The 26,954-nt window shown below is 69.1% G+C and carries 23 protein-coding genes and 1 rRNA gene; 12 read left to right on the top strand and 12 right to left on the bottom strand.

The window, feature by feature from the left end; genetic code table 11:
- Positions 1-30: 30 nt before the first annotated feature.
- Positions 31-1,236: a helix-turn-helix domain-containing protein gene (locus tag F8566_RS23040; RefSeq protein ID WP_151563197.1), complete on the top strand. Its 1,206-nt coding sequence runs from the start codon at positions 31-33 to the stop codon at positions 1,234-1,236.
- Here the strand turns inward: F8566_RS23040 and F8566_RS23035 are convergent.
- From F8566_RS23035 to F8566_RS23025, 3 genes are all read right to left on the bottom strand, one after another.
- Positions 1,233-2,285: an alpha/beta hydrolase gene (locus F8566_RS23035; RefSeq protein WP_151563195.1), complete on the bottom strand. Its 1,053-nt coding sequence runs from the start codon at positions 2,283-2,285 to the stop codon at positions 1,233-1,235. The two genes, F8566_RS23040 and F8566_RS23035, sit on opposite strands and share 4 nt — an antisense overlap.
- Before the next feature lie 144 nt (positions 2,286-2,429).
- Complete coding sequence (locus F8566_RS23030) at positions 2,430-3,164, bottom strand: hypothetical protein (RefSeq protein WP_151563193.1); 735 nt, start codon at positions 3,162-3,164, stop codon at positions 2,430-2,432.
- Positions 3,165-3,196: 32 nt separating this feature from the next.
- The gene (locus tag F8566_RS23025) at positions 3,197-4,036 is read right to left on the bottom strand and encodes a hypothetical protein (RefSeq protein ID WP_151563191.1); all 840 of its coding nucleotides are present in this window, start codon (positions 4,034-4,036) and stop codon (positions 3,197-3,199) included.
- 259 nt (positions 4,037-4,295) lie between these two features.
- Between F8566_RS23025 and F8566_RS23020 the strand changes: the two genes are divergently transcribed.
- Positions 4,296-5,357: a fatty acid desaturase family protein gene (locus F8566_RS23020; RefSeq protein WP_151563189.1), complete on the top strand. Its 1,062-nt coding sequence runs from the start codon at positions 4,296-4,298 to the stop codon at positions 5,355-5,357.
- Positions 5,358-5,369: 12 nt separating this feature from the next.
- On the opposite strand, the gene F8566_RS23015 is transcribed toward F8566_RS23020, so the two are convergent.
- A complete protein-coding gene (locus tag F8566_RS23015) occupies positions 5,370-7,043 on the bottom strand; it encodes a sulfatase family protein (RefSeq protein ID WP_225993436.1) in 1,674 nt (557 codons plus the stop codon).
- A gap of 208 nt (positions 7,044-7,251) precedes the next feature.
- Here F8566_RS23015 and F8566_RS23010 point away from each other — a divergent pair, with 208 nt between their 5' ends.
- The 3 genes from F8566_RS23010 (at position 7,252) to F8566_RS23000 (ending at position 12,314) form a co-directional block, all read left to right on the top strand.
- A complete protein-coding gene (locus tag F8566_RS23010; RefSeq protein WP_225993435.1) occupies positions 7,252-9,351 on the top strand; it encodes an ATP-dependent DNA helicase in 2,100 nt (699 codons plus the stop codon).
- Positions 9,352-9,485: 134 nt separating this feature from the next.
- Positions 9,486-11,141 carry an alkaline phosphatase D family protein gene (locus tag F8566_RS23005; protein ID WP_225993434.1) on the top strand — a complete coding sequence of 552 codons (1,656 nt, stop codon included), beginning with the start codon at positions 9,486-9,488 and terminating at the stop codon, positions 11,139-11,141.
- Between the two features lie 243 nt (positions 11,142-11,384).
- A complete protein-coding gene (locus F8566_RS23000) occupies positions 11,385-12,314 on the top strand; it encodes an SGNH/GDSL hydrolase family protein (protein ID WP_225993433.1) in 930 nt (309 codons plus the stop codon).
- 110 nt (positions 12,315-12,424) lie between these two features.
- On the opposite strand, the gene F8566_RS22995 is transcribed toward F8566_RS23000, so the two are convergent.
- From F8566_RS22995 to F8566_RS22985, 3 genes are all read right to left on the bottom strand, one after another.
- Complete coding sequence (locus F8566_RS22995) at positions 12,425-13,639, bottom strand: pyridoxal phosphate-dependent aminotransferase (RefSeq protein ID WP_151563187.1); 1,215 nt, start codon at positions 13,637-13,639, stop codon at positions 12,425-12,427.
- 101 nt (positions 13,640-13,740) lie between these two features.
- Positions 13,741-16,263 (bottom strand): ABC transporter permease, encoded by a 2,523-nt coding sequence (locus tag F8566_RS22990; RefSeq protein ID WP_151563185.1) that lies wholly within the window; start codon positions 16,261-16,263, stop codon positions 13,741-13,743.
- Positions 16,260-17,042 carry an ABC transporter ATP-binding protein gene (locus tag F8566_RS22985; protein ID WP_151563183.1) on the bottom strand — a complete coding sequence of 261 codons (783 nt, stop codon included), beginning with the start codon at positions 17,040-17,042 and terminating at the stop codon, positions 16,260-16,262. The genes F8566_RS22990 and F8566_RS22985 overlap by 4 nt, the downstream gene beginning before the upstream one ends.
- Before the next feature lie 231 nt (positions 17,043-17,273).
- Between F8566_RS22985 and F8566_RS22980 the strand changes: the two genes are divergently transcribed.
- The 3 genes from F8566_RS22980 (at position 17,274) to F8566_RS22970 (ending at position 20,047) form a co-directional block, all read left to right on the top strand.
- The gene (locus tag F8566_RS22980) at positions 17,274-17,966 is read left to right on the top strand and encodes a TetR/AcrR family transcriptional regulator (RefSeq protein WP_225993432.1); all 693 of its coding nucleotides are present in this window, start codon (positions 17,274-17,276) and stop codon (positions 17,964-17,966) included.
- Entirely contained in the window at positions 17,963-19,009 is a 1,047-nt protein-coding gene (locus tag F8566_RS22975) for an AurF N-oxygenase family protein (RefSeq protein ID WP_404800332.1), read from the top strand. The genes F8566_RS22980 and F8566_RS22975 overlap by 4 nt, the downstream gene beginning before the upstream one ends.
- 219 nt (positions 19,010-19,228) lie before the next feature.
- Entirely contained in the window at positions 19,229-20,047 is an 819-nt protein-coding gene (locus tag F8566_RS22970; RefSeq protein WP_151563181.1) for an SDR family oxidoreductase, read from the top strand.
- 69 nt (positions 20,048-20,116) lie between these two features.
- Here the strand turns inward: F8566_RS22970 and F8566_RS22965 are convergent, their stop codons facing one another.
- The 3 genes from F8566_RS22965 to ctaD form a co-directional block, all read right to left on the bottom strand.
- On the bottom strand, positions 20,117-21,202 hold the full coding sequence (locus F8566_RS22965; protein WP_192809820.1) for a PP2C family protein-serine/threonine phosphatase: 1,086 nt from the start codon (positions 21,200-21,202) through the stop codon (positions 20,117-20,119).
- Positions 21,203-21,382: 180 nt separating this feature from the next.
- The gene (locus F8566_RS22960; RefSeq protein WP_151563177.1) at positions 21,383-22,072 is read right to left on the bottom strand and encodes a class I SAM-dependent methyltransferase family protein; all 690 of its coding nucleotides are present in this window, start codon (positions 22,070-22,072) and stop codon (positions 21,383-21,385) included.
- A gap of 91 nt (positions 22,073-22,163) precedes the next feature.
- Positions 22,164-23,831 carry an aa3-type cytochrome oxidase subunit I gene (gene ctaD / locus F8566_RS22955; protein ID WP_151563175.1) on the bottom strand — a complete coding sequence of 556 codons (1,668 nt, stop codon included), beginning with the start codon at positions 23,829-23,831 and terminating at the stop codon, positions 22,164-22,166.
- Between the two features lie 117 nt (positions 23,832-23,948).
- On the opposite strand from ctaD, the gene F8566_RS22950 reads away from it, so the two are divergent.
- Both F8566_RS22950 and F8566_RS22945 read left to right on the top strand, forming a co-directional pair.
- Positions 23,949-24,449 carry a DUF523 domain-containing protein gene (locus F8566_RS22950; RefSeq protein ID WP_151563173.1) on the top strand — a complete coding sequence of 167 codons (501 nt, stop codon included), beginning with the start codon at positions 23,949-23,951 and terminating at the stop codon, positions 24,447-24,449.
- A 56-nt stretch (positions 24,450-24,505) separates the two neighbouring features.
- A complete protein-coding gene (locus F8566_RS22945; protein ID WP_151563171.1) occupies positions 24,506-25,456 on the top strand; it encodes a hypothetical protein in 951 nt (316 codons plus the stop codon).
- A gap of 123 nt (positions 25,457-25,579) precedes the next feature.
- Here F8566_RS22945 and F8566_RS22940 read toward each other — a convergent pair whose 3' ends face one another.
- Positions 25,580-25,855, bottom strand: coding sequence for a hypothetical protein (locus F8566_RS22940; protein WP_151563169.1), 276 nt, complete (start codon positions 25,853-25,855; stop codon positions 25,580-25,582).
- A 452-nt stretch (positions 25,856-26,307) separates the two neighbouring features.
- Here F8566_RS22940 and F8566_RS22935 point away from each other — a divergent pair, with 452 nt between their 5' ends.
- Together F8566_RS22935 and F8566_RS50055 are read left to right on the top strand one after the other, a co-directional pair.
- On the top strand, positions 26,308-26,505 hold the full coding sequence (locus F8566_RS22935; protein WP_151563166.1) for a hypothetical protein: 198 nt from the start codon (positions 26,308-26,310) through the stop codon (positions 26,503-26,505).
- Between the two features lie 135 nt (positions 26,506-26,640).
- Positions 26,641-26,790: a hypothetical protein gene (locus F8566_RS50055; protein ID WP_192809819.1), complete on the top strand. Its 150-nt coding sequence runs from the start codon at positions 26,641-26,643 to the stop codon at positions 26,788-26,790.
- Positions 26,791-26,829: 39 nt separating this feature from the next.
- On the opposite strand, the gene rrf is transcribed toward F8566_RS50055, so the two are convergent.
- Positions 26,830-26,946 (bottom strand): 5S ribosomal RNA (rrf, locus tag F8566_RS22930).
- Positions 26,947-26,954: the final 8 nt, after the last annotated feature.

Here is a 26,954-nt window from a genome sequence, read left to right as displayed (position 1 = left end):
GCGCACGCGGTGGGTACGGAGGTGTCTCCCATGACTGAGATTCTCGAGCCGGGATTCCTGGAGGACCCGCCCCTGCCTCTCCCCCGGCGCCTGGCGGCGCTCCTGCGGCCGGAGCTCCCCAGCCTGGCCGAAGAGATCGTCGCCGAGATCCGGCGAACCATCCCCGAATACGCGGAACCGATCGACGGCTCGTCCGGCCATGTGCTGCAGCTCGGCGTCCAGGAGTGCCTGGCCACGTTCGTCGGCCGGATCGCGGTGCCGCACGGCGCGGGCGCGAAGAACGGCATCGAGAACATCTGCCGGAAGCTCGGCAGGATCGAGGCGCACGAGGGCAGGAGCATGGACTCCCTGCAGGCGGCGTTCCGGATCGGCGGGCAGGTGGCGTGGCGGCGGCTGATGAAGATCGCACCGCGGTACGAGCTGTCGTCATCGATCATGTCGCGACTGGCGGACGCCGTGTTCGTCTACCTCGACGAGCTGGTGGCGCTGTCGTTGAACGGGTACGCCGAGGCCAAGATCCATCCGGCCGGGGCGATGGACGGGCGCCGACGGCGGCTGCTCCGGTTGATGATGGAGGACTCGGCCGGCAACGGGATGGCCATCACCGAGCTGGCCGAGGCCCTGCGATGGAAGATCCCCGAGCGGGTCACGCTGGTCGCGACCGGGCCGGGCGTGCGGTGCGCGCCCGCCGCACTGGACGAGGACGTGTTGCTGGACCTGGACGGCGCCGAGCCCTACCTGCTGGTTCCCGGCCCGCTGACCATGGCCCGCAAGGCCATGTTGCAGGCGGCGATCCCGGGGCGGCGGCTCGCCGCCGGGCTCACCGTCCAGCCGGTGCGGGCGGCGGATTCGCTCAGATGGGCGCGCCGGGCGCTCGGCCTGGCCGACAGCGGGATCATCGACGACGGGCCGATCGTGGCGTGCGAGGACCATCTCGTGACGTTGTGGCTGCTCTCGGAACCCGATCTGATCAACCAGATCGCGCGGCGCGAGCTGGCGAGCCTGGACGGCATGACCCCCGGCCAGCGAGAGCGGATCACCGAGACGCTGCAGGCCTGGCTGGTGACCCGGGGCACGGCCGCCGAGATCGGCCGGCATCTCTACATCCACCCGCAGACCGTCCGCTACCGGATGCGGCGGATCGACCAGAGCCTCGGCGACCAGCTCAAGGACCCCGAGGCGCGTTTCGGGATCGAGGCCGTGCTCCGCGCGATGGCCCTGCGCGGCCGGCCCTAGGGAACCCGCTGAGCGTCGACCGCCTGCATGATCGCCGGCCATGAGGCCTTCATCTCGCGGTCCCAGTACTTCCACTGGTGCCAGCCGTCGCCGTACAGGTTCGCGGTGACGGGGATGCCGAGCGACCTGAGCCTGTTGACGAAGGCGGACGAGGTGAGGCCGGTCATCTGCTCGCTGACACCGCCGACCAGCCGCGCCCTGATGGCCTCGGGGAGGGTCATGTCGGTGGGGTCGAGCGGGCCGCGGTTCCCGGTGGTGCCGGACGAGACGTAGAGCCCGGTTCCGCGGAACTTGTCGGCCAGGTCGTAGGGGTTGTTGGCCCGCCAGTTCGCCCCGTGCACCACGGGGATGCCCCAGATCCGGAAGGGGTCTCCGACGGAGGAGTTGAGCAGCATGAGCGAGGCGTCGACCCCCGGCATGGTGATGTGCAGCAGGCCGCTGTAGGAGGCGGCGAACTTGAACACGCCGGGATGCCGGCCCGCCATCGTGATCGCGCCGAGTCCCCCGGAGGAGATGCCGATGGCCGCCCGGCGGTCACCGCCCCGGAAGTTGCGCTCGATGAGCTGGCGCAGTTCGACGGTGTGGAACTTCTCCCACGCCGGGGCGCCGAAGTTGCCGTAGTTGTACCAGTCGGTGAAGCCCGCCTGACCCGGATCCGGCATCACGACGAGGGCGTCCCACTGCGCGGCCACGTCCTCGATGTCGGTGCTTTCCATCCAGGTGGCCTGGGTGTCCGCGCTGTCGCCGCCGCCGAGAGCGAACACCACCGGCCACGTACGCGCGGAATCACGCTGCCAGCCTCGGGGCACGCGAACGCGGACCGTCACCGTCTGTGCCACGGCCGGGGACTGGACGGTCAGATCGACCGTCGAGGGGTCCAGCCATCGCTCGCTGGTGATCTGCGCCCCGTCGTCGGCCGGGACCGGCGCGGCCGCCCGCGCGGTCGTGCTTGCGGACGCCGAGGACATCGCCGGCACCAGGCCGATACCCAGGACGAGCGCGGTCAGTGCGGCCGTCAAGGCCGACGCTCGCGACTTCGATCTACCCATGCCCCCGGCCCTTCGTGCCACCCGAAACGATCATGATGGGTGGAGGATACAGAAAAGCCGCGAACCGAAACACTCAGACAAATCAATACTTTGCTCCGAATTCATGGAGCTACATGACCAGCGACATGTCGAAACGTCAGAACGTCAGCTCCCGGAAGCGGAGAGCATCGGCCGGAACTGGTCATAGAAGGCTTCCTTGAGCCGGAGGGCCCCCTCCTCGACCTCTTTGAATGCGTCGGGCGACTCTTCACGGGCGAGAAGTTCGCTCACGCGCAGGCCGAGGCGGTCGGAATGCGTGCCCGACAGGAGCGACCCCGTCGCGAGCGGATGCGCCTTCGCGTCATGAACGTAGTGCGGGTGGTAGAAGCGCGAACGATTTTTCCCGTTCCGGATCAGGATGGGTGCCATCCGCGGCCAGAGCAGCTCGTACTCGACGGAAACCAGCACCTCACCCCAGAACCGCAGGAACGCCAGCAGCCGGAGGTCGGCGTTGCCCTGCCGTCCCGCGTCGGCGACCAGGCCGAGCGTGCCGGTGATCGCGGCGGTGGTCTCCGCCGTGGGCCTGCTCTCGACAATCTCCTTCCTGGGGATGCCGAGCTGGATCAGATCCTCGGCCATGTCCTCGCGGTGTGACCGGGTGTGCCCGCTGTCGTCGGGATACTCCTCGCGCAGGATGACACGGGCCATCCGCAGGCCGACCTCGTCCTCCAGCAGATCGATCGCCAGGTCATAGACCGGAGTGAACGCGAGGGAGAGGAACCGCCGCTGCAGGAGGACCGCGGCGAAGTCGTCGTCCGCGAGCCGCGCGACGTCCGCCAGCACCAGGTGCCGCTTGAACCGGCCGATGAGCCCGTCCTCGAACTCGTCCACATCGTGCATGGTCCCAGCCTCTCCCCCTGCCGCGTCACCGCTCAAGGGCTGATGTTCCCGATCGAACGGCGCCAGTCCTGGAGGTCGACGTCGCAGCCGATGCGCCACAACATGTCCAGCTCACGCTGCACCTCCTGCCCCATCGCGGTGTCGCTGCCGTCGACCTCGATCTGGGTCGAGTCGATCGCCAGCTGGCCGTGCAGGAAGGAACTGACGAGATAGCGCTCGCCGGCCTTGTAGACGGCGATGGACGGCAGCGAGTTGTAGACGCGCACCTTGAGCCGTACGCCGTCCTCGCCAAGGTTGCTGTGGAGCTCGGCCAGCTTGGCCAGGCACTGCCGCACGCTCGCGCCGACGTCGCCGGAGAGCTCGGGGTCACGGAAGCGGCTCAGGGCCTCGTCGCGGAGCCGCGCCACGGGGGACGACGGGTGCAGGATGAGGATGCGCACCTGGACGTGGCGGTCCTTGATGGCGTCCCCGAGCTCGTCCACGAACAACCGCAGGTTCGGTATCCAGGTCTGAAGGATCATGACTTCGGTGGTCACGGCCTCCAGATACCTGCTGAACAGCGCCTCGGGGAAACGATGGTGCACCTGGATGACGCCGCCGTAGTGCCGTTGCTTGCGCTCCAGCGCAATGGACTCGATATCGAGCTTGGAAAGCTGCGCATTGACGTTGTCGAGCACCTTGAGACGGTCGACTTCCATCAGGAGAAACAAGGTGACGGTGCTGAGTATGAGCAGCGTCACCTTCGGAAGCGCGCCGCCGGGCGCCAGTTTGTCGAGCCACCCGAAAAGGTCCGCGAGCAGCACCGCGATGCCCGCCACGGCCATCATGGCCAGCGCTATCCGCTCGACTCTGTAGCGTATGCCGCCTTCCATTCCCACCCCTGCCCGCACGGCGGCCACCGGCCACTACCGTCGGTCAAGACGGTACACCGCAAAAGTGTTGCCGTAGCGATCCGCACGAGCCTCAGGGACGGGCTCCGAGGGGCAGGCGCCGACTGCGCGGCAGGCGTCTTTGTCAGCAGCCTCACATCCCCGCTGGAAAGTCCACGCACGGACCCGAAGAGGACGGCCGCACGACGCCGTACCGTGCCCCCGGAACACTCCCGGAGTCCCTCGCTGATCGGAGCAAAGCGTGTCCGCGACCGCGCACCTGAAGCAGGCCGACTATGACGAGCTGGGCCGCGAGCTCGACAAGCTGCGCCAGGAGGTGGCCGGGAGCCTGGGCGAGCGGGACGCCGCGTACATCCGGCGCCTGATCGCCGTCCAGCGCGGGCTGGAGATCGCGGGGCGAGCGGTGTTGTTCGCCTCGTCCCGGCGATGGGCCTGGTGGACCGGGACCGCGACCCTCACGGTCGCCAAGATCCTGGAGAACATGGAGATCGGGCACAACGTCATGCACGGCCAGTGGGACTGGATGCGCGACCCGAAGATCCACTCGACGACCTGGGAATGGGACACGGTCTGCCCCGCCGCCCAGTGGAAGCACTCCCACAACGTCGTCCACCACAAGTTCACCAACGTGCTCGGCAAGGACCGCGACGTCGGCTACGGCATCCTGCGCGTCACGCCCGAGCAGGAGTGGCACCCCGCCTACCTGGCCCAGCCCCTCTACAACCTGCTGCTCGCGGTGCTGTACGAGTACGGGATCGCGCTGCACGACCTCGCCGTCGAGAAGGTCGAGACCGGCGAGAAGACCCAGGAGGAGGTCGACCGCCAGTTGAAGGAGATCGGCCGCAAGGTCGGCCGGCAGGTCCTCAAGGACTACGTCGCGTTCCCACTCCTCGCGGGGCCGAACGCGCTGCCGGTGCTAGTCGCCAACCTCACCGCCAACGCGCTGCGGAACGTGTGGGCGCACACCGTCATCTTCTGCGGGCATTTCCCAAACGGCATTGAGGTGTTCGAAGAGGAGACCCTGGAGGGCGAGACCAAGGGCGAGTGGTACGTCCGGCAACTGCTGGGCTCGGCCAACATCAAGGGTGGACGGCTGCTGCATCTGATGACCGGCAACCTCAGCCACCAGATCGAGCACCACCTCTTCCCCGACCTTCCCAGCAACCGCTATGTCCAGATCGCACCCCGGGTCCGCGAGTTGTGCGGCAAGTACGGCCTCCCTTACCACACGGGCCGCTTCAGCCGGCAGGTCGCCGGACACTGGGCGAAAATCGTGCGGATGTCCTTTCCGGGCGGGAGATGACGCGCCCTCCGGTCAGCCGCGGTCAGCCTGGCGGCACGAGGCCCCCGCGCACGCGCGGTAGCGCTTCAACCAGGCCGACAGCCGCTTGATGCGGGCACGGACGTGGTTCGCCTTCGGTGATCGGCCCTTGCCGATGAGAGCGGGATCCGCGACGAGATTGCGCAGCTGGTAGGGGTCTGCCGCGAGGTCGAACAGCTGGCGCTCACCCGTCACGTACTCCACGTAGGTGTAGCGCCCGGTGCGCAACGCGGCGTACGTCGGCGGGAGCGGGCAACCGCGGCCGCGCTTCGGGCGCGTGTCGCAGTCCTGCCCTTCAGGGTTGTGCTTGGCCCTGCCCGCGTAGAACTCGACCAGCATCGCGCGCCGCCAGCGGGCGGGCTTGCGGCCGCGTAGCAGCGGCGTCAGCGGCCGGCCTTCGGCGAACGCGGGGATGCGTGCCCCAGCGAGGTGGGCGAACGTCGGTGCCAGATCCACGGTCCCGGCCATGGCGGACATGGTGCCGCCCGCCCGAACGCCGGGGCCGCGGACGAGCATCGGCACCCGGATGTCCTCCTCGAAGGGTGTGGTCTTGCCGGGCGGCAGCCGGTGCTGGCCAAGGTGGAAGCCGTTGTCCGAGGTGAAGAAGAAGTAGGTGTTCCGCAGCCGCCCTGTGTCGCGCAGGCTCTTCATCAGCGCACCGACCATGTCGTCGACCGACAACATGGACCGCAGGCGGTCGCGGTAGATGCGGTCGATCCTCTGGATGCTCTTGGCGCTGAGCTTCGACTTGCCGCTGAGCCAGCGCGGTTCCCTGAGCCCTGCGGCGCCGCTGCCCGGCTTGCCTGCCTCGACCTGGAGGTCGGCGGGGCCAAGGCGGTGCTTGCCGGGTTCTCTCTCGCCGGGTTCTCTGTTGAGGGGTGTGACCGCGCGGTTGAACGAGGCGGTGCGCGGAGCCTTGGCATCTGGGAACGCCCCGGCATGACGGATCGCGTAGGTCGCGGGCAGGTGCGGGGCGATGGGCGCCACGTAGAGGAAGAACGGCGTGGCCTTGGGTGCGCCCTGCACGAAGGAGACCGCCTTGCGGGTGAGGACGTCGTCCAGGTGGTCCGCCGGCGCCGTCCCGTAGGAGACGGGCACGCCCTGCTCGATGAGCTGGTAGCCGCTCTGCTGGTACATGCGGCGCGGTGCCGGGACATGCCAGGCGTCCCAGCCCGGCGGGACGTACGTGGGGCCTGCGGTCTTGGGATAGCCGTTGAGGAACTTGCCCACGAAGCCCGTCCTGTACCCGGCCGGGCGCAGCCAGGTGCCGATCGTCGAGCGGTCGAGCCCGCGGGCGTGGAACTCCTGGAAACCGCCGTTCGGCGGGTTGTTGGTCCGCACCCCGTGGCTGTGCACGTACTGCGACCGCAGGATCGTCGAACGCGACGGGCAGCACCACGAGTCGGAGACGATGAAGTTCGTGAGGCTGGTGCCCTCGCGCCGGAGCCGGGCGATGTTGGGGAAGAGGTTCAGGTCCATGCTGTTGAGGTCGTCGGCCAGCACCACGACGATGTTGGGCTTGGTCCCGACGGCGGCAGCGCCCTCGGGCAACGGCGCGCCGCCCGCCGAACCCCCGTGGAGGAGCACCAGCAGCGGAACCAGGAGCCCGGCGAGCCAGGTCCGGTGACTGCGACGACGATGGCGGCGACGGCGAACGGCACGGTTCAACGGGCCCCTCCCTGCGCAGGCGACAACGTCCCATCCTGCCCTGAGCTGGCCGTCATCACGCTAAGTGACACACTGTAACCAGTTACATTCCTGTTGGCGGAGTCCGGCAACTCACCCGGCCGGACGCGGCTGAGCGCACGGACCGGTAGCGTTGGCCGACGTGCCCGCCCCAGATCTGTTGAGCCCCAGCGATACCCAGATTCCGGACATGGCGACCCTGCTGGCCGCCGCCGTCGAGGCCATCGGAGGGGCCGAGCGCCCAGGCCAGGTACGCATGGCCGAGGCCGTTGAACGGTCGATCGAGGCGAAGGGGCACCTCGCCGCGCAGGCGGGCACCGGCACCGGCAAGTCCCTCGCCTACCTCGTCCCGGCGATCCGGCACGCGGTCGCCAAGGGCACCACGGTCGTGGTGTCGACGGCGACCATCGCGCTCCAGCGGCAGCTCGTGGACCGCGACCTGCCCCGGCTGGCCGAGACGCTCGGCCCGCTGCTCGGCAAGGAGCTGAAGTTCGCGATCCTCAAGGGCCGCCGCAATTACCTGTGCCTGCATCGCGTGCAGACCGGGGTGCCCGACGATCCGGAGGACGGCGGCGAGAGCCTCTTCGACCCGCAGCAGCTGTCCTCCCTGGGCCGCCATGTCAAGCGGCTGAACGAGTGGGCCGACGAGACCACCACCGGCGACCGTGACGAGCTCGTTCCGGGGGTGAGCGAGCAGGCGTGGCGGCAGGTGGCCGTCAGCGCCAAGGAGTGCCTGGGCGCGACCCGCTGCCCGCAGGGCACCGAGTGCTTCGCCGAGCTGGCACGGGCCGAGGCCGGCGAGGCGCACATCGTGGTCACCAACCACGCGCTGCTCGCGATCGACGCGCTGGAGGAGTTCCAGGTCCTGCCCGAGCACGACGTGGTGATCGTGGACGAGGCGCACGAGCTGGTCGACCGCGTGACCTCCGTCGCCACCGGCGACCTGAGCGCCGCCGCGGTCGAGACCGCCGCGCGCCGGTGCGGCCGTCTCATCGGGGAAGGCCTGGCCGACCGGCTCAAGGATTCCGCCGAGGGGCTGGCCCTGCTCCTGGAGGAGATGCCCGCAGGCCGGATGGACGTGCTCTCCCACGCGCTCGGCAACACCCTCGTGGTCGTCCGGGACGCCGCCCACGCCTGCCTCAGCGCGCTCGGACCCGAGAAGAAGGACCAAGAGCCCGGCGACGCCGCCGCGCGCAAGGCCGCCCGGTCCGCGCTCGACGACCTGCACGACACGGCCGTACGGATGCTGGAGTCGTTCCAGCCCGAGATCGCAGCACGCTTCGACGTGGTGTGGCTGGACAAGCCGTTCGTCCAGGACGGCCGTCCCAAGCGCCCGCCGACGCTGCACGTCGCGCCCATCGGGGTCGGCGGCCTCCTGCGCACGACGCTCTTCGAGAAGCGCACCGCGATCCTCACCTCGGCGACCCTGACACTCGGCGGATCATTCGAGCCGCTCGCCCGCCAGTGGGGCCTGCCGCCGCTGGAGGCGCCGGCCGTGCCCGACGCGCGGACCGCCGCCGAAGGGCTGGCCGTGACGGCCGAAGACCCGGAGAAGGACCCGGAGAAGAGCAACGAGCCGGACAAGGACAAGAAGGACGACCAGGAGCTCGTCTGGTCCGGCATCGACGTGGGCTCCCCGTTCGACCATCCCCGGGCCGGGATCCTGTACGTCGCGCGGCACCTTCCCCAGCCCGGCCGCGACGGCCTGGCCGACGCGTACCTCACCGAGATCACCGAACTGATCGAGGCCGCCGGCGGCCGCACCCTCGGCCTCTTCTCGTCGATGCGGGCCGCGCGCCAGGCCGCCGACGAGTTGAAGGACCATCTGTCCCACCCGCTGCTGTGCCAGGGCGAAGACTCCACGTCCCTGCTGGTCAAGCAGTTCGCAGAGGACGAGCGGACCTGCCTGTTCGGCACGTTGTCGCTCTGGCAGGGCGTGGACGTGCCGGGCCCGTCGCTGCAACTCGTGATCATGGACCGTATCCCGTTCCCCCGGCCCGACGACCCGGTGTCCTCCGCCCGGCAGCGGGCCGTCGCCGCGCGCGGCGGCAACGGCTTCATGGCCGTCGCGGCCACGCACGCCGCGCTGCTGCTGGCCCAGGGCTCCGGGCGGCTGCTGCGCTCGATGGACGACCGCGGCGTGGTCGCGATCCTCGATCCGCGGCTGGCGACGGCCCGTTACGGCGGCTTCCTCAAATCGTCGCTGCCGCCGTTCTGGGCCACCACCGACGCGGACACCGTGCGCGGCGCCCTCCGCCGCCTCGACGCCGCCGCGGCGACCGCCGATTGACCAGGATTTGACCGGCCGGGGGCACGACATGCACGGATCAATGCCCCTGGGTCCGGCCATTCGTGTGGTCGACTACTCCCTGTCCTCGGTCGTAAAAGATCTTCGGCGGGCCCACGGGATCCGGGAGGTAGGGCGTGACCGGATCCCATCGGTTCCCCCGGCGCCGGTTCCTGGCCGGGACCGGTGCCGTGGCGGCAGGCGGGATCATCGGCCCGGTCCTCCTCGACCCGGTGACCGGCGCGCGCGCCGGAGTCCGGACGGCCGCCGGCGGGCCCGTGCCCACCGGCCTCTTCACGCTCGGCGTCGCCTCGGGCGATCCCTTGCCGGAGGGCGTCGTGTTGTGGACCCGGCTGGCGCCCAAGCCCACCGAGGGCGGCGGCATGCCGCCGCAGGACGTCACCGTCCGGTGGGAGGTGGCCAAGGACAGGCTGTTCCAGCGCGGCGTCCAGGTGGGAGACACGGTGGCGAGGCCGGACCTCGGGCATTCGGTGCATGTCGAGGTGAACGGGTTACTCCCCGACCGGGAGTACTTCTACCGCTTTCGTGTCGGCCAGGAGATCTCCCCGGTCGGCCGGACCCGTACGGCTCCGAGGGCGCACAGCGTCCCGCGCCGTCTGCGTTTCGCATTCGCCTCGTGCCAGAGCTGGCAGGACGGCTACTACACGCCGTACGAGCACATGCTCCAGGAGGACCTGGCGTTCGTGGCGTTCCTGGGCGACTACATCTACGAGTCACGGCCGTCCAGTAGGGGCGTGCGGTCCCACGAGGGCACGGACGAGCCGTACACCCTCGACCAGTACCGCAACCGCCACGGGCAGTACCGCACCGACAAGCACCTCCAGGCGGTCCACGCCGCCCATCCCTGGATCGTCACGCTCGACGACCACGAGATCGACAACAACTGGGGGGACGAGATCCCGCAGGATCCGGCCGTGCAGACGCCCGAAGGGTTCCGCGCCCGCCGGACCGCCGCGTTCCAGGCGTACTACGAGCACATGCCGCTCCGCCGCGAGTCGCTCCCCAACGGGCTCGACATGCAGGTGTACCGCCGGCTCGACTTCGGCCGCCTGGTGTCGTTCCACGTCCTCGACACCCGGCAGTACCGGACCGACCAGCCCGCCGACGAGCAGCGGGCGAACCTCGCCTCGGCGACGATCACGGGCGCCGAGCAGGAACGCTGGCTCACCCGCGGGCTCACCCGCTCGGGCGCGCGCTGGAACATCCTCGCCAACCAGGTGATGATCGCCCAGAGCGACGGGGCGCTCGGCGCCGCCCGCAACTTCGGTGACTGGGACCAGTGGGACGGCTACCGCGTCCAGCGCGCACGGCTCATGCGGCTCTTCGGCTCCGGCCGCGTCCGCAACCCGGTCGTGGTGACCGGCGACCGGCACGCCACCTGGGTCTGCGACCTCAAGCTCGACTTCGACGACCCCGCCTCCGCGACCGTCGGCGCCGAGTTCGTGGGCACGTCGATCTCCTCCGGCGGTGACTCCGACCAGACGGCGTTCCACTCCCGCTGGGATCCGCTGCAGGCCGAGAACCCGCACTGGAAGTACTGGGACGGCCGCCGCGGCTACTTCGTCTGCGACGTCCAGTCCGACCAGATGACCAGCAGGCTCCGCGTGGTCGACTCCGTCCGCAGGCAGAGCGGCACCACCATCAAGACCGCCGCCGAGTTCCGGGTCGAATCCGGCAAGCCCGGCGTCCAGGTGGTCACCCACGACACGCCGCCCACCTCCAAGCACCTGCTGATCCGCCCACCGGCGCCCGACAACGACCAGCCGCTCTAGGCAGCGCTCCAGGGCGGCGTTCAAGGGCGGCGTTCCAGGCAGGTCACGCAGCCAGACATTCAACAATCATTCGGACTGGCACTGACATTCTTCGCAAATAGGTCTTGTTAACCACAAGAACGACGTTCACACTCACATCGGCGCCGCAAGAGCGAAGCTTCCGTTCCCCCCGTACGGAGGTGTCCCGTGGGTCTGAACCCACCCCGTCGTCCGACCCCACGCCAGCGTCCGATCCCCCGCCTCTTGACTCCCCGCCACCTGATCCCCCGCCGTCTCGTCCCGGCCCGCACCGCGACCGCACTCACCGGCACCGCACTCACCGCGACCGCACTCACCGCCGGCCTGATCACGATCCCCGCCACCGCCGAGGCCCGGACCACCGCCGAGGCCCGGACCGCCGCCGCTCCCCCCGTACCCGCCCGGATGGCCTCGCTGGGCGACTCCATCACCCGCGCGTTCAACGCCTGCGGCTGGTACAGCGACTGCCCCAGCCGGTCCTGGTCGACCGGCTCCACCAGCTCGGTGAACAGCCACTACCTGCGGCTGCGCGCCCAGAACAGCGCGCTCACCGCCTACAACGACGCCCGCTCCGGCGCGAAGATCGCCGACCTCAACGGGCAGGCGCAGACGGCCGTGTCCCAGCAGGCCGGCTATGTCACCGTCCTCATGGGCGCCAACGACGCCTGCACGTCGTCGGAGTCCGGCATGACCTCGGTCGCCGACTACGAGACCCGGTTCCGCGCCGCGATGAGCACGCTGCGGTCCGGCCTGCCCAACGCGCTCGTCTTCGTCGCGAGCGTCCCCGACATCAAACGCCTCTGGGAGGTCGGCCGGACCAGCGCCGCCGCCCGTACCGCCTGGTCGGCGTTCGGCATCTGCCAGTCGATGCTGGCCAATCCCACCTCCACCGCCGCAGCGGACACGGCAAGGCGCGACCGTGTCCGCCAACGCGTCATCGCCTTCAACCAGGTGCAGGCGTCCGTCTGCGCCGAGTACGGGCCGAACTGCCGCTTCGACGGCAACGCGGTCTTCTCCTATCCGTTCACCCTTTCCCAGGTGAGCAGCTGGGACTACTTCCACCCCAACGCCAGCGGCCAGGCCGTACTGGCTCAGCAGACCTACGCGCGGAGCTTCTGGGGGTCGGCCCTGATCTCCCGCGAGGCCGCCGCCTGATCAACGAGTCCGCCTGATCAACGACACCCTGATCAACGACGACGAAGGTCCTGTGCGAGGTGGGGTCGGACGACCCAACTCGCACGGGCCCTTTCGGGCTCGGCAAGATGTCAGCGGCGGAAGGACTGGAGGAAGTCGGCCATGCGGCCGATGGCCTCTTCCAGTTCGTCGGCATGCTGGAGGGTGACGACGCGGAAGTGGTCGGTGGAGGGCCAGTTGAAGCCGGTGCCCTGGACGACGAGGATCTTCTGCCGTTCCAGGAGGTCGAGCGCGAAACGCATGTCGTCCTCGATCGGGTACATCTCCGGGTCGAGGCGCGGGAAGACATAGAGGGCACCCTGGGGCTTGACGCAGGAGACGCCGGGGATGTCGTTGAGGAGTTTCCAGGCGCGGTCGCGCTGCTCGCCCAGGCGGCCGGTGGGGAGCACCAGATCCTCGATGGTCTGGTGACCGCCGAGGGCGGCCTGGATCGCGTGCTGGCCCGGGACGTTCGGGCAGAGGCGCATGTTGGCGAGGATGTCGAGGCCCTCGATGTACGACTCCGCCTGGTACTTGGGGCCGGACAGGATCACCCAGCCGGACCGGAAACCCGCGACGCGGTAGTTCTTGGAGAGGCCGCCGAACGTCAGGCAGAACAGGTCGGGCGCGAGGGAGGCGACCGAGATGTGCTTCGCGCCGTCGTACAGGATCCGGTCGTAGATCTCGTCCGCGAAGATGATCAAGTTGTGGCGGCGGGCGATCTCGACGAGCTGCTCCAGGACCGGTCGGGGATAGACGGCACCGGTGGGGTTGTTCGGGTTGATCAGGACGAGCGCGCGGGTGCGGTCGGTGATCTTCGACTCGATGTCGGTGACGCTCGGGGCCCAGTCGGCCAGCTCGTCGCACAGGTAGTGGACGGGGGTGCCGCCGCCGAGACAGGTCGCCGCCGTCCACAGCGGGTAGTCGGGGGCCGGGATCAGCACCTCGTCGCCGTTGTTCAGCAACGCCTGGAGGGTCATCACGATCAGCTCGGAGACGCCGTTGCCCAGGTAGACGTCCTCGATGTCCACACCGGTGAGGCCGTGCTCGTCCTCGTACCGCTGCACCACCGCGCGGCGGGCGGACAGTATCCCCTTGGAATCGCTGTAGCCGTGCGCCTCCGGCAGGTTGCGGATCATGTCCTGGAGGAGTTCGGGCGGGGCCTCGAAGCCGAACGGGGCCGGGTTGCCGATGTGCAGCTTGAGGATCCGCTGCCCCTCGGCTTCGAGCTCTTTCGCACGTTTGAGCACCGGCCCACGGATGTCGTAACAGACATTGGTGAGCTTCGACGACTGTTTCACCTGCATAAAGCAAATCTAGTCGGGCCGGCAGCGGCGCGGGCGGCGGGCCTGTCGCCGGCCCGTGGCGGGTGCCACGAGCCGGCGACCGACGAGGACGGCTGATGGGCTCACGGCGCCGCGATGGCGGTGAGGGCGGCCAGCCGGGAGGCACGGCGGGCCGGCCGGATGGCCGCCAGGATCCCGGCCAGGGCGCCCACCAGGGCGATGATCGACAGGGCCAGGGTCTCGGCGGCGAACGGGTTGCCCAGCGCCCGGGTGAGCGCCCAGCCGAGGAGGATCCCCAGGCCGATGCCGCCGGCGGTGCCGAAGAGGGCGACGATCACCGACTCCCAGCGCACCATCGAGCGCACCTGGCCACGGGTCGCGCCGACCGCGCGCAGCAGGCCGAGCTCGCGGGTCCGTTCGTGGACCGACAGCGCCAGGGTGTTGGCGATGCCCAGCAGCGCGATGATGATCGCCAGCGCCAGCATCGCGTACACGATGCCGAGGAACGCGTTCATTTCCTCGGACTGGCTTGCGATGTAGGCGTCCCGATCCTGCACCTCGGGCGTGCCGTACGGCTTGACCAGCGCCTCGATCGCCTTGTGCGCGTCGGCCGCCGAGGCCCCGGGCTTGAGCTCGATGAACGTGACCCGGTCGAGCGCCTGGCGGTTGTGCGCGCTCCATGCCGTGCGCGGCATCAGGTAGTCGCCCGCGACGTCGTCGTTCCGGTAGATCGCGCCGATCGTGAACGTCTGCTTGGAGCCGTCGGCGAAGGTCACCGGGACCGGCGAACCGACCCTCCACCGGTGATCGTCGGCCGCGTCCTGCGACACCGCGAAGGTGTCGGCGGTCGCGAGGCTTCCGGCTGCCACGTCCAGCGCCAGCACCTTGCCGAGCCGTGCCGGGTCGGCGATGCGCACGTCGGCGTTGTCGCTGCCGACACGGACGGCGCCCTGCCCGAGCCCCGCCGCGTTCTCCACCTGCGGCAGCCGCGCAACCTCGTCGGCCACCCGCGGGTTGTAACCGCCCCGCTCGTTCGACCCGGCGTTGACCACGAGCGCGCCGTGGAACGACCCGGCCACGCCGTCCTCGACCGACGCGCGCAGCGACCCGGCGAAGACCGTCATCAGGGTGACCACGCCGACCCCGACCATGAGCGCGGTCGCCGCGCCTGCAGTACGGCGCGGGCTGCGCGTCGCATTGTCGCGGGCGAGCACGCCCGGCACGCCGCGCCAGCGAGCCGCGGGGGCACCGGCGATCATGGCGGCCGGCCGGGCGACCACGGGGCCGAGCACGACCATCACGATCAGGCACATCACCGCGCCCGCGCCCGCCATGGTCATCGACTCGGTGAGCGCGCCCCAGACGATGCCGCCCACGGCGACCGCCGCCAGCACCGACCCGATGACGATCCGCGAATCCGACGGGCCGGGCCGTTCCGCCGCGACCTCGCGCAACGCCGCCAGCGGCGGCACCTTCGCGGCGCGCAGAGCAGGCCCCAGGGCAGACAGCAGCGTGACGACCAGACCGACCGGCGCCGCGATCAGCAGCGTGCCGAGGCTGATCACCAGCCCCTGCGCGACCAGTCCCATGCCGAAGCTCGCGAAGAGCAGCTTCAGGAGCGCCGCGCAGCCGATACCGCCCGCCAGCCCGGCCACCGTCGCGATCGCACCGATCGCCACCGCCTCGGCGCTGACCAGCGTGAGGATCTGCCGGCGGGATGCGCCGACCACCCGCAGCAGCGCCGACTCGCGGGTGCGCTGGGCGACCGTGATGGCGAACGTGTTGTGGATGCTGAACGCGGCCACCAGCAGCGCGACGCCGCCGAACGCCGCAAGCGCGGTCCGGAAGATACCGAGGAACTGGTCGACCCGTTCACGGTCCTGCGCCGCCAGTTCTTCGCCCGTGACGGCCTCGGCACCCGGCGGCAACACAGGCCGGATGCGCTCGGTGAGCGTTTCCTGCGAGACGCCCGACGCGGCCCGGATCGTCACGGCGGTCACCTTGTCGTCGCCCGGGATCACGTGTTTGCGCATCCCTTCCAGGGTGAACGCGGTGAACGACGTGTCACCGAAGCCGTCGTCCTCGCCGAACTTGGTGATTCCGACCAGGGTCACCGGCACCCGTTGTGGAGTGAGCACCACGGTCCGGTCCCCGATCTTCAGCTTGCCCCGGTCGGCGGTGGCCCGGTTGATCACGACCTCGTCGGGGGTCCGCGGCGCACGTCCCTCGACGATCTGGTAGGCGTTGAGCTCGGGATCGGTGATCCAGTTCCCCGCGATCCGGGGGCCGTCGGATTCGATGATCTTGCCGTCCACGCCCAGCACCTGGCCCGAGCCCTGCACGACCGGCTCGGCCACCGCCACACCCGCGACCGCCCGGACCCGATCCACCGCCGAGCCGTCGATCTCGCCGCGCAGCTGGCCCGGCATGTCGGTGACGGTGGTCGCGTTGCGCACGGTGACGTCGGTGCCCGCGTACGCGTTGGCGAAGAACCGGTCGATGCTCTTGGCCATCGTGTCGCCCAGCACCAGTGTCCCGGTCAGGAACGCCACGCCGAGGAACACCGCCACCAGCGAGCCGGCCAGCCTCCGCCGGTGGCCCCAGAGCTCCTTGACGATGAGTCCCGTGAAGGCCGGCCCGGTCATGACGTGCCTCCGAGTTCACCCATGCGGTCCAGGACGCGGGCGGGGGTGGGGCCGGTCATGATGTCGACGACCTGCCCGTCGGCCAGGAAGATCACGGCATCGGCATGGGCCGCCGCGACCGGGTCGTGGGTGACCATGGCGACGGTCTGCCGCAGCTCGTCCACCGCCTCCCGCAGCAGCCTCAGCACCTCCGCGCCCGACCGCGAGTCGAGGTTGCCGGTGGGCTCGTCCGCGAAGATGATCTGCGGCCGGGTGGCCAGGGCCCGCGCCAGCGCGACCCGCTGCTGCTGGCCGCCCGACAGCTCCGACGGGCGGTGCCCGAGCCGGTCGCCGAGCCCCAGCACCCGCACGATCGACCCGAGCCACTCCTGGTCCGGCTTGGTGCCCGCGAGCGTCATCGGGAGCAGGATGTTCTCCCGCGCGGTGAGCGTCGGGATCAGGTTGAACGCCTGGAACACGAACCCGATCCGTTCCCGCCGCAGCTTCGTCAGCTGCCGGTCGGAGAGCGCCCCGAGCTCCTCGTCGCCCACGAAGACCTGCCCGGACGTCGCGGAGTCGAGCCCGGCGACGCAGTGCATGAGCGTGGACTTGCCGGCCCCGGAGGGCCCCATGATCGCGGTGAACCGGCCGCGCGGGAACTCCACGCTGACCCCGTCGAGCGCGCGTACGGCCGTGTCACCCGACCCGTAGACCTTGGCCAGCCCGGCCGTGCGGGCGCCACCCGCCGTCGCCGCGCCGGTCGTGGGCAAGGCATGCCTTGCCTGCGATGCGTTTCCCATGGCTTCTGCTGCGTTTCCCATGCCGAGGATCGTCGCCGCAGGGTTCCCGAGGCGTCGTCGGGTGAGGAGAGGCATCGACGCTGCGCCCCACGGAGCACGGGCCGCCGGCCCTCTACGCCCACGGCGGTAGCGGCAGGCGGTCTCGAACTCATTGACTCGGTGTCCAATTGTGATGGGCGCAACATACAAGCAGGCTTGCTTGCTTGTATGTGCGCTCGTACCGTCATAGGCGTGTCAGTAAGCAACCGCCGACGCCATTCGCGCAGGCACGACGAGGGCCGCAGCCGCCGGACCCAGGAGGAACGGCGGTCGCGCACGCAGGCCCGCCTGCTCGAAGCCACGATGGAGTGCCTGGTCGACCTCGGCTGGTCCGGCACCTCCACGACCGAGGTCGCCCGCCGGGCGGGGGTCTCGCGAGGCGCGCAGCAGCACCACTACCCCACCAAGATGGTGCTGGTCGCCGCCGCGCTCGAACACATGCTGGAGGCACAGCGGCTGGCGTACGAGACCGCGTTCGCGATCCTGCCCCCCGAGCGGCGCAACGTCGAGGGCGCGCTCGACCTGCTCTGGGAGGTCTTCCGCGGCCGCCCGGCCAAGGCCCTGCTGGAGCTGGCGGTCGCCGCCCGCACCGACGAGGAGCTCCGCCCGCTCTGCCGCGACCTCAACGAGCGCGTCCTCGAGGTCATCCTGGAGACCTTCGAGCGGTTGTTCCCGAGCACGAGCCTGCCAGCGGACTTCGTGCCGACCATCCTGCGCGGCATCTTCGCGATGCTCGTCGGCCTGTCGGTGCAGAACGCGCTCGACGACGACCGCGACGGGCACCAGGCCGCCGTGCTGGCCCAGGTCAAGAGCGTCGCCCGCCTGATCATCCCCGATCCCGGCGTCACCGCCGCCGCATCACCCGAGAGGGAGCGCCCGACATGACAGCGCCCGACATGACAGCGCCCAACATGAGCAAAGCCCCCACAGAGCTCGCCGAGGAAGTGCGCGAGCAGGTCAAGGACAAGAAGTCCTACCTCGGCGTCATCGACCGTCTCAACAAGGCCTCGGTGGACAAGCACTGGGAGGCCTACGCCGACATCCCCTGGGACGCCCCCGAGTTCCAGGTCGACCCGGACGATCCGCGCTGGGTGCTGCCCCCGTTCGACCGGCTGGGCGAGACCGAGTGGTACAGGTCGCAGCCGCCGGAGATCCAGTCGCAGATCGGGCTGTGGCGCGTCGCCACCGCCATGAAGATCGGCCTTCAGTTCGAGAACCTGCTCAAGCGCGGGCTGCTCAACTACGCCTACCGGCTGCCGAACGGGCGGCCGGAGTTCCGGTACGTCTACCACGAGACGACCGAGGAGTGTCACCACGGGATGATGTTCCAGGAGTTCGTCAACCGCACCGGGATGCCGATCAAGGGCATGCCGCGGGCGCTCAGCGCGGTCGCCCAGGTGGCGCCATGGATCCCGCTGGTCAACACCGAGCTGTTCTTCGTGTTCGTGCTCGGCGGCGAGGACCCGATCGACTACGTGCAGCGCAAGTCGCTCAAGGGCGGGCACATCAAGCATCCGCTCGAAGAGACGATCATGAAGATCCACATCGCCGAGGAGGCCCGGCACATCTCGTTCGCCCGGCACTACCTCAGGCACCGGGTGCCGAACATGCCCCCCGTACGGCGGCGGATCCTGGGCGCGGCCACCCCGGTCATCCTCGGCGTCATGGCGCGGATCATGCTCTCCCCGCCCGGCCCGATGGTGCGCCACTTCGGCATCCCCAAGGACGTCGTCCGCGAGGCGTACAAGAACCCAGCCGCCCGTGCCGAGATCACCGCCTCGGTCGGCAAGATCCGCGACCTGATGGCCGAGCTCGGCCTGATCAACCGGCGCAACAAGCAGATCTGGAAGGCCATGGGCATCTGGGACACACCCCAGGTGCGCGGCGCCGCCACGAAGACCGCCGGCAAACCGGCAAAGGCCGCCTAGGCGATTTCACGCTGAAGTGCTAAGTCGCGTGAAGAAAAACATCACCCAGGCACAACACGACCTCGCTACCGGCGAGTAGACTACCCCTCTTATTAACACCTGATCCAATTAACTGCGATCGGATTCCCCCACCATGCTCCGGGCCGGGGCCACTCCCCATCCGCCCCGGCCCGGATCCTCCTCCGGTGGGCACCCCGAGCTTTGAGCGGAGCCACCCACATGAGCATTGCGATCGTGACCGGAGGAGCATCCGGCATCGGGCGAGCGATCGCCACGTCCCTGGTGAACCGCGGCGACACCGTGATCGTCGCCGACCTCGACGCGGCCGGCGCGGAGAAGGTCGCCGACCGGCTCGGCACCCTGAACAAGGGCCGCGCGATCCCCGCCGCCCTCGACGTCACCGACGCCGACGCCGTCGCCGACCTCTACAAGGGCGTGAAGGCCGAGCACGGCCGGCTCGACCTGGTCTTCAACAACGCCGGGATCTCCATCGGCGGCGCGGCCGAGGAGCTCACCCTCGAGCACTGGAACCGCGCCATCGACATCAACCTCAAGGGGGTCGTGCACGGCGTGCAGACCGCGTACCCGATCATGCTGGAGCAGCGGTCCGGCCACATCGTCAACACGGCGTCGCTCGCAGGCCTGGTGCCGATGCCGCTGGGCCTGCCCTACACCACGACCAAGCACGCCGTCGTCGGCCTCTCCCTCGGTCTGCGCGCCGAGGCCGCCGGTCGCGGTGTCAAGGTCAGCGTGGTCTGCCCGAGTTTCGTCGACACACCGCTTCTCACCAACGTCAACCCGGGTCTGCCGGAGACATCGATGAGCGGCGACGCCAAGGACGACATCAAGAAGGCCGCTCCCCGACTCTACACAGCCGAGAAGCTGGCCCGCGACATCATGCGCGGCGTGGGCAGGAACAAGGCTCTCATCGTGGCCCCGGCCCACGGCCGTGCCGCCTGGCGCGGCGTGCGCCTCAGCCCGGGCGGGGCCGTGAAGGTCTCCGCGTTCGCGGTCAACCGCATCCGCGGCAAGTCCTGACCCGGCGCCCAAGGAGCCCTACGGCGCCGTTCTGCGATGCCGTCCTGCGATGCCGTTTCTTGTGGCGCTCTACGGCGCCGTCCGCGACCGCTGGTCAGCTTCGACCCGTTCACCGGAACGCGGCAGGGGGACGGCGGCGGGCTCGGACCGGACGAGCAGCAGCGCCGCGTCATCGTGGAGCCGCCCGCCGACATGGGCGCGCAGATCCTCCACCAGCTTGGCGATCAGACCGCCGGGGCTCTCGTCATAGAAGCCGGCGACCCTGTCGGCGAGCGGATAGAAGCGGCCGCCGCCTTCCCTGGCCTCAGTTACTCCGTCGGTGTAGAGCAGCAGCCGGTCTCCTTGGCACAGCGGAATGGTCATGGAGTGGGGCCAGCACTCGCCCATGCCGAACAAGCCCAGCGGCGGTGCGGACGGCACGGCGTCGACGAAGGAGACCCGGCCGCCGGACAGCAGCAGCGGTGGCGGATGCCCGCAGGACACGAACTCGGCGGTGAGGCCGTCCGGGGCGATCTCGACGAGCAGCGCGGTCACGAACTCCTCCCGGAGGTCGCCGGCCGCCAGGAACGCGTCGAGCCGTGCCGCCATCCCGGTCAGGGACGTCTCGTTGCAGGCCAGTTCGCGGAACGCCCCCAGCACGTCGGCGGCCTTCTCGACGGCGCCCAGCCCCTTGCCCATCGCGTCACCGACGATGAGCCGGACGCCGTACGGCGTGGCGACCCCCTCGTAGAGATCACCGCCGACCTGCGCGTGCTCGGCCGCCGCGAGATAGTGGCCCTCGGCGGCCAGCGGGCCGAGCCGCCGCGGCACCGGCCGCAGCATCGCCTGCTGCATGGCCTCGAGGACCTCGCGCAGGTCGGCCTGCGCACAGTGGATGCGCTGCTGGCGGCAGCATGCCACCCACATCATCGTCGCGGAGAGCACGATGCCGGCGAGGCTGCTCATCACGACCACCGGGCGCGACGGCCAGTGCTGGAGCGCGAGCGGGACCGCGATCAGCAGTACAGCCACACCGATGAGCACCGCACAGCGCGGACAGGTCGGCGTCAGCATGGCGAGCGACGGCACGGCCACGAGCATGGGCATGGCCGTGTACGGGCCCGGCAGCACGAGATCGAGTGAGAAGATCCCGCACAGCATGACCATCAGGATCATTGCTGCCGGTATCGCTTTCCCGCAGTCGCAGTGCGAGGGGTGTTCCGGCCAGGGCATGAAGTTCGCCGTCCTCAAGGACACGTACCCCAGAATGGACAGTGGCCGATTGTATCCGTCTGGCCACTGAATGAGACGGATTCCCGGAATTTGGTGCGGCACGAAGACGTGGCCCGCGCGCCGTCACCTCGGCCAGGGTGCCCCCTTCCGGAGGGCGTCATATCCGACGAAGGTGAACAGCCTCACCCCGCGTTCGAGCGGCGCGGGCTCACCCGTGTAGCGATGCAGCCCGACCCCGTAGCCGCGTTCCAGAGGTGGGGACGACCACCGTTCCTCGAAGCCGTGCTTCTCGAACCAGTAATGGATACAGGGTGTCACGTCAGGCGGCCGCCGGTTGCGCGTCCACACCACGTGCGCGCCCTCCGCGCACAACTGCGGGAGCAGGGAGATGGTCCGTTCGATGTCGGCGTCGGCCAGGTTGCCGAACACGCCGCAGACCAGCACCAGATCGGCCGGGACCGCCCCGGCGAAGGCGTCCGTGCACGACGCGTCGCCGGCCACCGCCTCGATCGCGGCCAGTCCCGCCTCCTCGATCGCGGCCCGCGCCGCCCGGACGTTGTGCTCGTCCAGTTCGACCAGCCGGGCGGCGACATCGGCGCCACGCGGATGATCTGCAAGGACACCGAGCAGGTCCCGGCCCTGCCCCGCGCACAGACTCACGGCGGTGACAGGTCCGGGCGGCGCCTCGTCAAGCACGTCCCGGATGCGCTGCTGCACGGTCCGCAGCCGCCGCGACAGCGGCGAGCCGGGATCGTCATAGGCCTCATGCCATTCGGCCCAGTCTCGACCGGCCGAGCCCTTACGTTCCTCCATGCGGTCAAGCTATTACGGAGCGTGATAGACCGGCGGTCGTCGTGACGACCTGACCACTCTAGGTCACCACATACCCATTCGGGTGGGACGGCTACCCCTCGGGCCCGGAGATGTGCTTGACCTTCTCCGCCGGAAGCCTCGGGTAGTGCAGGTCGAACGCCGGCCGTTCCGAGCGGATCCGTGGAATCGACGTGAAGTTGTGGCGAGGCGGCGGGCAGGACGTCGCCCACTCCAGCGAGTTTCCGAAGCCCCAGGGGTCGTCGGCCTCGACCCGGACGCCGTGCCGCGCGGTCCGGTAGACGTTGTAGATGAAGAACAAGGTCGACACCCCGAGGATGAACGCGCCGGCGGTGGAGATCCGGTTGAGCATGACGAACTCCTCGGCGTAGTCGGCGTACCGCCGCGGCATGCCCTGCGCGCCGAGGATGTGCTGGACGAAGAACGTGGTGTGGAACCCGATGAACAGGAACCAGAAGTGGATCTTGCCCAGAGGTTCGTTCAGCATCTTCCCGGTCATCTTGGGCCACCAGAAGTAGAAGCCCGCGAACATCGCGAACACGACCGTGCCGAAGACCACGTAATGGAAGTGGGCGACCACGAAGTAGGAGTCCTGCAAGTGGAAGTCCAGCGGCGGCGAGGCGAGGATGATCCCGGTCAGACCCCCGAAGAGGAACGTGACGAGGAAGCCGACCGAGAACAACATCGGCGTCTCGAAGCTCAACTTTCCTCGCCACATCGTTCCGACCCAGTTGAAGAACTTCACCCCCGTGGGCACCGCGATGAGGAACGTCATGAACGAGAAGAACGGCAGCAGGACCTGCCCCGTCGTGAACATGTGGTGCGCCCAGACCGCCATCGACAGCCCGGCGATCAGAATCGTCGCGCCGACCATCCCGAAGTAGCCGAACAGCGGCTTGCGGCTGAAGACCGGGATGACCTCGGTGATGATGCCGAAGAACGGCAGCGCGATGATGTAGACCTCGGGATGGCCGAAGAACCAGAACAGGTGCTGCCAGGTGAGCGCGCCGCCGACCGCCGGGTCGAACACGTGCGAGCCGAGCCGCCGGTCCGACTCCAGCACCAGCAGCGCCGCCGCCAGGATCGGGAACGCCATCAGCACCAGCAGGCTGGTCAGCAGGATGTTCCAGGTGAAGATCGGCATCCGGAACATCGTCATGCCCGGGGCGCGCATGCCGATGATCGTGGTGATGAAGTTGACCCCGCCCAGGATGGTGCCGAAGCCGGACAGCGACAGCCCCATGATCCACAGATCCGCGCCCACACCCGGCGATCGGATGTCGCTCGTCAACGGCGAGTACGCGGTCCAGCCGAACGCCGCCGCCCCGCCCGGCGCGATGAACGAGGAGAAGACGATCAGCCCGCCCAGCAGGAACAGCCAGTAGCTGAACATGTTGAGCCGCGGGAAGGCCACGTCCGGCGACCCGATCTGCAACGGCATGATCACGTTCGCGAACCCGACGAACAGCGGCGTCGCGAACAGCAGCAACATCACCGTGCCGTGGATGGTGAACATCTGGTTGAACTGCTCGTTGCTCACCACCTGCGTGCCGGGCTCGGCGAGCTCGGCTCGGATGACCATCGCCATCAGACCGGCCAGCAGGAAGAACACGAACGACGTGATCAGATACAGGTACCCGATCACCTTGTGGTCGGTGGTGGTGAGCCAGGACACCAGGACGGAACCCCGGGGACGCGGCCGCGGCGGCGCCTCCGGGAGCGGACGGCCGAGCAGGACCATGCCGGACTCCCTGGGTGACGGGATCCTTCAACTATTCGCCAGCGTCCAGTGAGACGCAAGACACATTCCAGAACTCCCGCAACCGCCGCCTCATCAGGCCGGACATAAGCTAAAGATGTGGAAAAGATCCTGGTGAGCGCCTGTCTGCTGGGCCGGCCGGTGCGCTACGACGGCGCCGCCAAGCGCGTGGACGACGAGCTCGTCGACCGCTGGCGGGCCGAGGGCCGCCTGGTCTCGTTCTGCCCGGAGGTGTCCGGCGGCCTGCCCGTGCCGCGCCCGCCCGCGGAGATCGTCGGCGGTGACGGCGCGGCGGTCCTCGACGGCACCGCCGCCGTGCGCACTGACCGCGGCGACGACGTGACCGAGGCCTTCGTACGCGGCGCACGCCTGGCGCTCGAGGCCGCCCGGGACGCCGGTGCGCGGATCGCCCTCCTCAAGGAGGGCAGCCCGTCCTGCGGCAGCCTGCGCGTCTACAACGGCCACTTCACCGGAACGTCCGTTCCTGGCCACGGCGTCACGACCGCGCTGCTGGAGCGCGCGGGAGTCCGGGTCTTCAACGAGGACCAGATCGTGGCCGCGGCCGCCTGCCTGAAGCAGCTCGAAACCCTCGGGCCGTAAGGCTTCCCGGACCGTAAGATCGGGCCTACGCAAGGCTCACCCCCGGAGGCTTACGGTTGCGCATCAAACGGGCTTTCGAGTGGCTCTTCCGTTACATCGACGTCCTCGTCGCGCTCACCCTGGCCGTCGTGATCCTCGGCCTCGACGTCATCGGCGTGGCCTCCAGCAAGGTCGTCGCGAACGCGACCGTCGCGACCCTGGCCGTCGTGGCGATCGTGTTGCTCCGTGACCGGCAGCGGGGGGACGAGCGCGGCGCCGCCGTGCTGACGTCGGTCGAACGCGCCAACGAACGGCTCGCGCGGCTGGAGCGGGCCGCGGTGGTGCGCGAGGTCACCGGCGACGAGTGCAGCGAGGCGCTGGCGCAGGCGCGCAAGGGCGCGGCCCGGTGGTTCTTCAAGGGCTCGACCGGCACCTACGTCCGGGCCGTCACGCTGCCCGAGTGCGTCGAACGCTCCCGCCGCGCCCGCCGTTCGCTCACGTTCCGGCTGGAGATCCTCGACCCCGCCGACGAGGGCTTGTGCAACCGGTTCGTCGCGCTCCACCAGCGCCTGGCGACGAGCCCCGACAGCGCCGAACGTTTCTGGACCATGGACGGCACCCGGCGCGAGCTGTACGCGACCGTCCTGGCGGCATGCTGGCACCAGCAGCGCTACGAACTGCTCGACATCGACGTCCGGCTCTCGTCCACGTTCTCGCTCCTGCGCTACGAGCTGACCGAGAGCTGCCTGATCATCACCCAGCGCGGACCGGAGTTCCCGGCCACGATCATCGACTGCGGGACGCCGACGTACGACTGCTGGGAGTCGGAACTGCACGTCAGCCTCCAGCAGGCCCGCCGCCTCCCCCTGCACCGCGTCCGCGACATGCCGCTTAGCGAGGAACCCACCACCGAGGAGATCCGCGCCCTCTTCCGCGCCCTGGACCTCGATCTCCCCGCCGAGTACGACGAGGACGACGTGATCGAACTGGGCAGGATGAGCCTCGCCACTCCCAACCCCTACGAGTAACGATTGCCGGAACCGGCCGGCGCCCGCAGGGTGAGAAATCCGGCGCATGTCAGGCGGGATGTACGAAGGCACGTGACCGTGTGGGGACTGCGCGGCCCGCGCATCGTGGAGCAGCGAAGATCATCATCCCCGTCTCTTTGAATGAAGAGAGACAGCCCAGTACAGGTAGAGGATGATGAGCGTCACCGCTGCACCCGCAAGCAACACGGTGGCTGCAAAACCCACGCCGCTGATCAGCCAGCCCGGCACGGGCGACGGCCCCTCCTCATCGAGCACGGCCAAGCCCATCGACACCGCAATAAGAACAAGACCCCCACCGAGCAGGCGCCACCATAGCCGCTTGAGCTGTTTACGCATCATGGTGTGCTCATGCTGCGACAACTGTCTCGGGTTGCGCATGGTTCCTCCTAGCACTGGCCCAGATGGGTGCGCATGGACAAGATGTCACAGATGGGACCACCAGCCCGGACGGCTACCCAATTGGGTATGGGTGCCAATTCCGGAACGACCGACACGGAACCAAGATCTAAAACGCGTTATCCACAGAACGCCTAATTCCTGGTCCCACGAATTCGCCTGCGTCAGTCTTGTGGCCATGACTTACAAGGACGACCCATCACTGGCCGTGGTCAACGAGGAAGCCCAACGTGGGCTGGATGTCTTGGACAAGACGTCCGGAGCGCAACGACGCCAAGGCGGCAGCCACTCTCGCGTTTACCGGCCTACTGGTGACGCTCACCCGCAATGACGACCGGTTACTCTTCTAAGCGGGCCGCATCACCGCGGTCACCGCCACCGTAATGGCCCTCTGCGCCCTCTTTCCCTGGCCGCGTCGGCGCATGATGAACCTCATGCGGCTGCGCCGGTATCTCGTCAAGGAATCCGTCGAGACGATTCGCTACCTTGTCCTGCTCAAAACGGGCTATGAGGACAAGATCGCGTCAGAAATCGTGCGCAGACGCCTCGCATTGCGGGCAGCCCTGGTCATTGTCGTCATCTCGATGACGTTCATCGCACTCGGCGCTACGCTGAGTGATGCAGGGAGGTAGTGCGATGAGGCTGATCAAACTTCGCCCCAGAGAATGCCCCGAGGAACCATGGCCGGAGGACATTCTCCGAGCCTTCGGCGACGGGGAAAGATCGACTGGGCCAAGGAAATCGGTACCAGAACGCGCTATGACCGCATGACGGTCGAGCTCTTCACCAGGTGGCACGAGTGGGCGAGGACCGGCGTCGAACCACCCCCCTGGGGCCGGGTCCGCCGCTTCTTCTGGAAGATCCGCAAGCGCCTGGAGTACGACCCCGAATCCGCTCCTGAGAACCTACGGAAATGAGAAAGGCCCCGCCTCACGGCGGGGCCTTTCCTAATATGTGTCCGGCGGTGTCCTACTCTCCCACACAGTCTCCCGTGCAGTACCATCGGCGCTGAAGGGCTTAACTTCCGGGTTCGGGATGGGACCGGGTGTTTCCCCTTCGCCATAACCACCGAACGACCAAC

The organism is Actinomadura rudentiformis (genome assembly GCF_008923185.1).
In the GTDB taxonomy this organism is placed as follows: domain Bacteria; phylum Actinomycetota; class Actinomycetes; order Streptosporangiales; family Streptosporangiaceae; genus Spirillospora; species Spirillospora rudentiformis.
This window is presented reverse-complemented; position numbering and strand designations above follow the sequence as displayed.

Bases quoted from the DNA above. Each gene is read 5' to 3' on its own strand.
- F8566_RS22990 (WP_151563185.1), bottom strand. From the start codon at position 16,263: ATGACCGGGCCGGCCTTCACGGGACTCATCGTCAAGGAGCTCTGGGGC.
- F8566_RS22965 (WP_192809820.1), bottom strand. From the start codon at position 21,202: ATGATCCTGATGGTCATGCTGTGCGGGATCTTCTCACTCGATCTCGTG.
- F8566_RS22960 (WP_151563177.1), bottom strand. From the start codon at position 22,072: ATGGAGGAACGTAAGGGCTCGGCCGGTCGAGACTGGGCCGAATGGCAT.
- F8566_RS22940 (WP_151563169.1), bottom strand. From the start codon at position 25,855: ATGCGCAACCCGAGACAGTTGTCGCAGCATGAGCACACCATGATGCGT.
- F8566_RS22970 (WP_151563181.1), top strand. From the start codon at position 19,229: ATGAGCATTGCGATCGTGACCGGAGGAGCATCCGGCATCGGGCGAGCG.
- ctaD (WP_151563175.1), bottom strand. From the start codon at position 23,831: ATGGTCCTGCTCGGCCGTCCGCTCCCGGAGGCGCCGCCGCGGCCGCGT.
- F8566_RS22975 (WP_404800332.1), top strand. From the start codon at position 17,963: ATGACAGCGCCCGACATGACAGCGCCCAACATGAGCAAAGCCCCCACA.
- F8566_RS22995 (WP_151563187.1), bottom strand. From the start codon at position 13,639: ATGCAGGTGAAACAGTCGTCGAAGCTCACCAATGTCTGTTACGACATC.
- F8566_RS23040 (WP_151563197.1), top strand. From the start codon at position 31: ATGACTGAGATTCTCGAGCCGGGATTCCTGGAGGACCCGCCCCTGCCT.
- F8566_RS50055 (WP_192809819.1), top strand. From the start codon at position 26,641: ATGACGGTCGAGCTCTTCACCAGGTGGCACGAGTGGGCGAGGACCGGC.
- F8566_RS22935 (WP_151563166.1), top strand. From the start codon at position 26,308: ATGCGGCTGCGCCGGTATCTCGTCAAGGAATCCGTCGAGACGATTCGC.
- F8566_RS23010 (WP_225993435.1), top strand. From the start codon at position 7,252: ATGGCGACCCTGCTGGCCGCCGCCGTCGAGGCCATCGGAGGGGCCGAG.
- F8566_RS22985 (WP_151563183.1), bottom strand. From the start codon at position 17,042: ATGGGAAACGCATCGCAGGCAAGGCATGCCTTGCCCACGACCGGCGCG.
- F8566_RS23030 (WP_151563193.1), bottom strand. From the start codon at position 3,164: ATGCACGATGTGGACGAGTTCGAGGACGGGCTCATCGGCCGGTTCAAG.
- F8566_RS23035 (WP_151563195.1), bottom strand. From the start codon at position 2,285: ATGGGTAGATCGAAGTCGCGAGCGTCGGCCTTGACGGCCGCACTGACC.
- F8566_RS23025 (WP_151563191.1), bottom strand. From the start codon at position 4,036: ATGGAAGGCGGCATACGCTACAGAGTCGAGCGGATAGCGCTGGCCATG.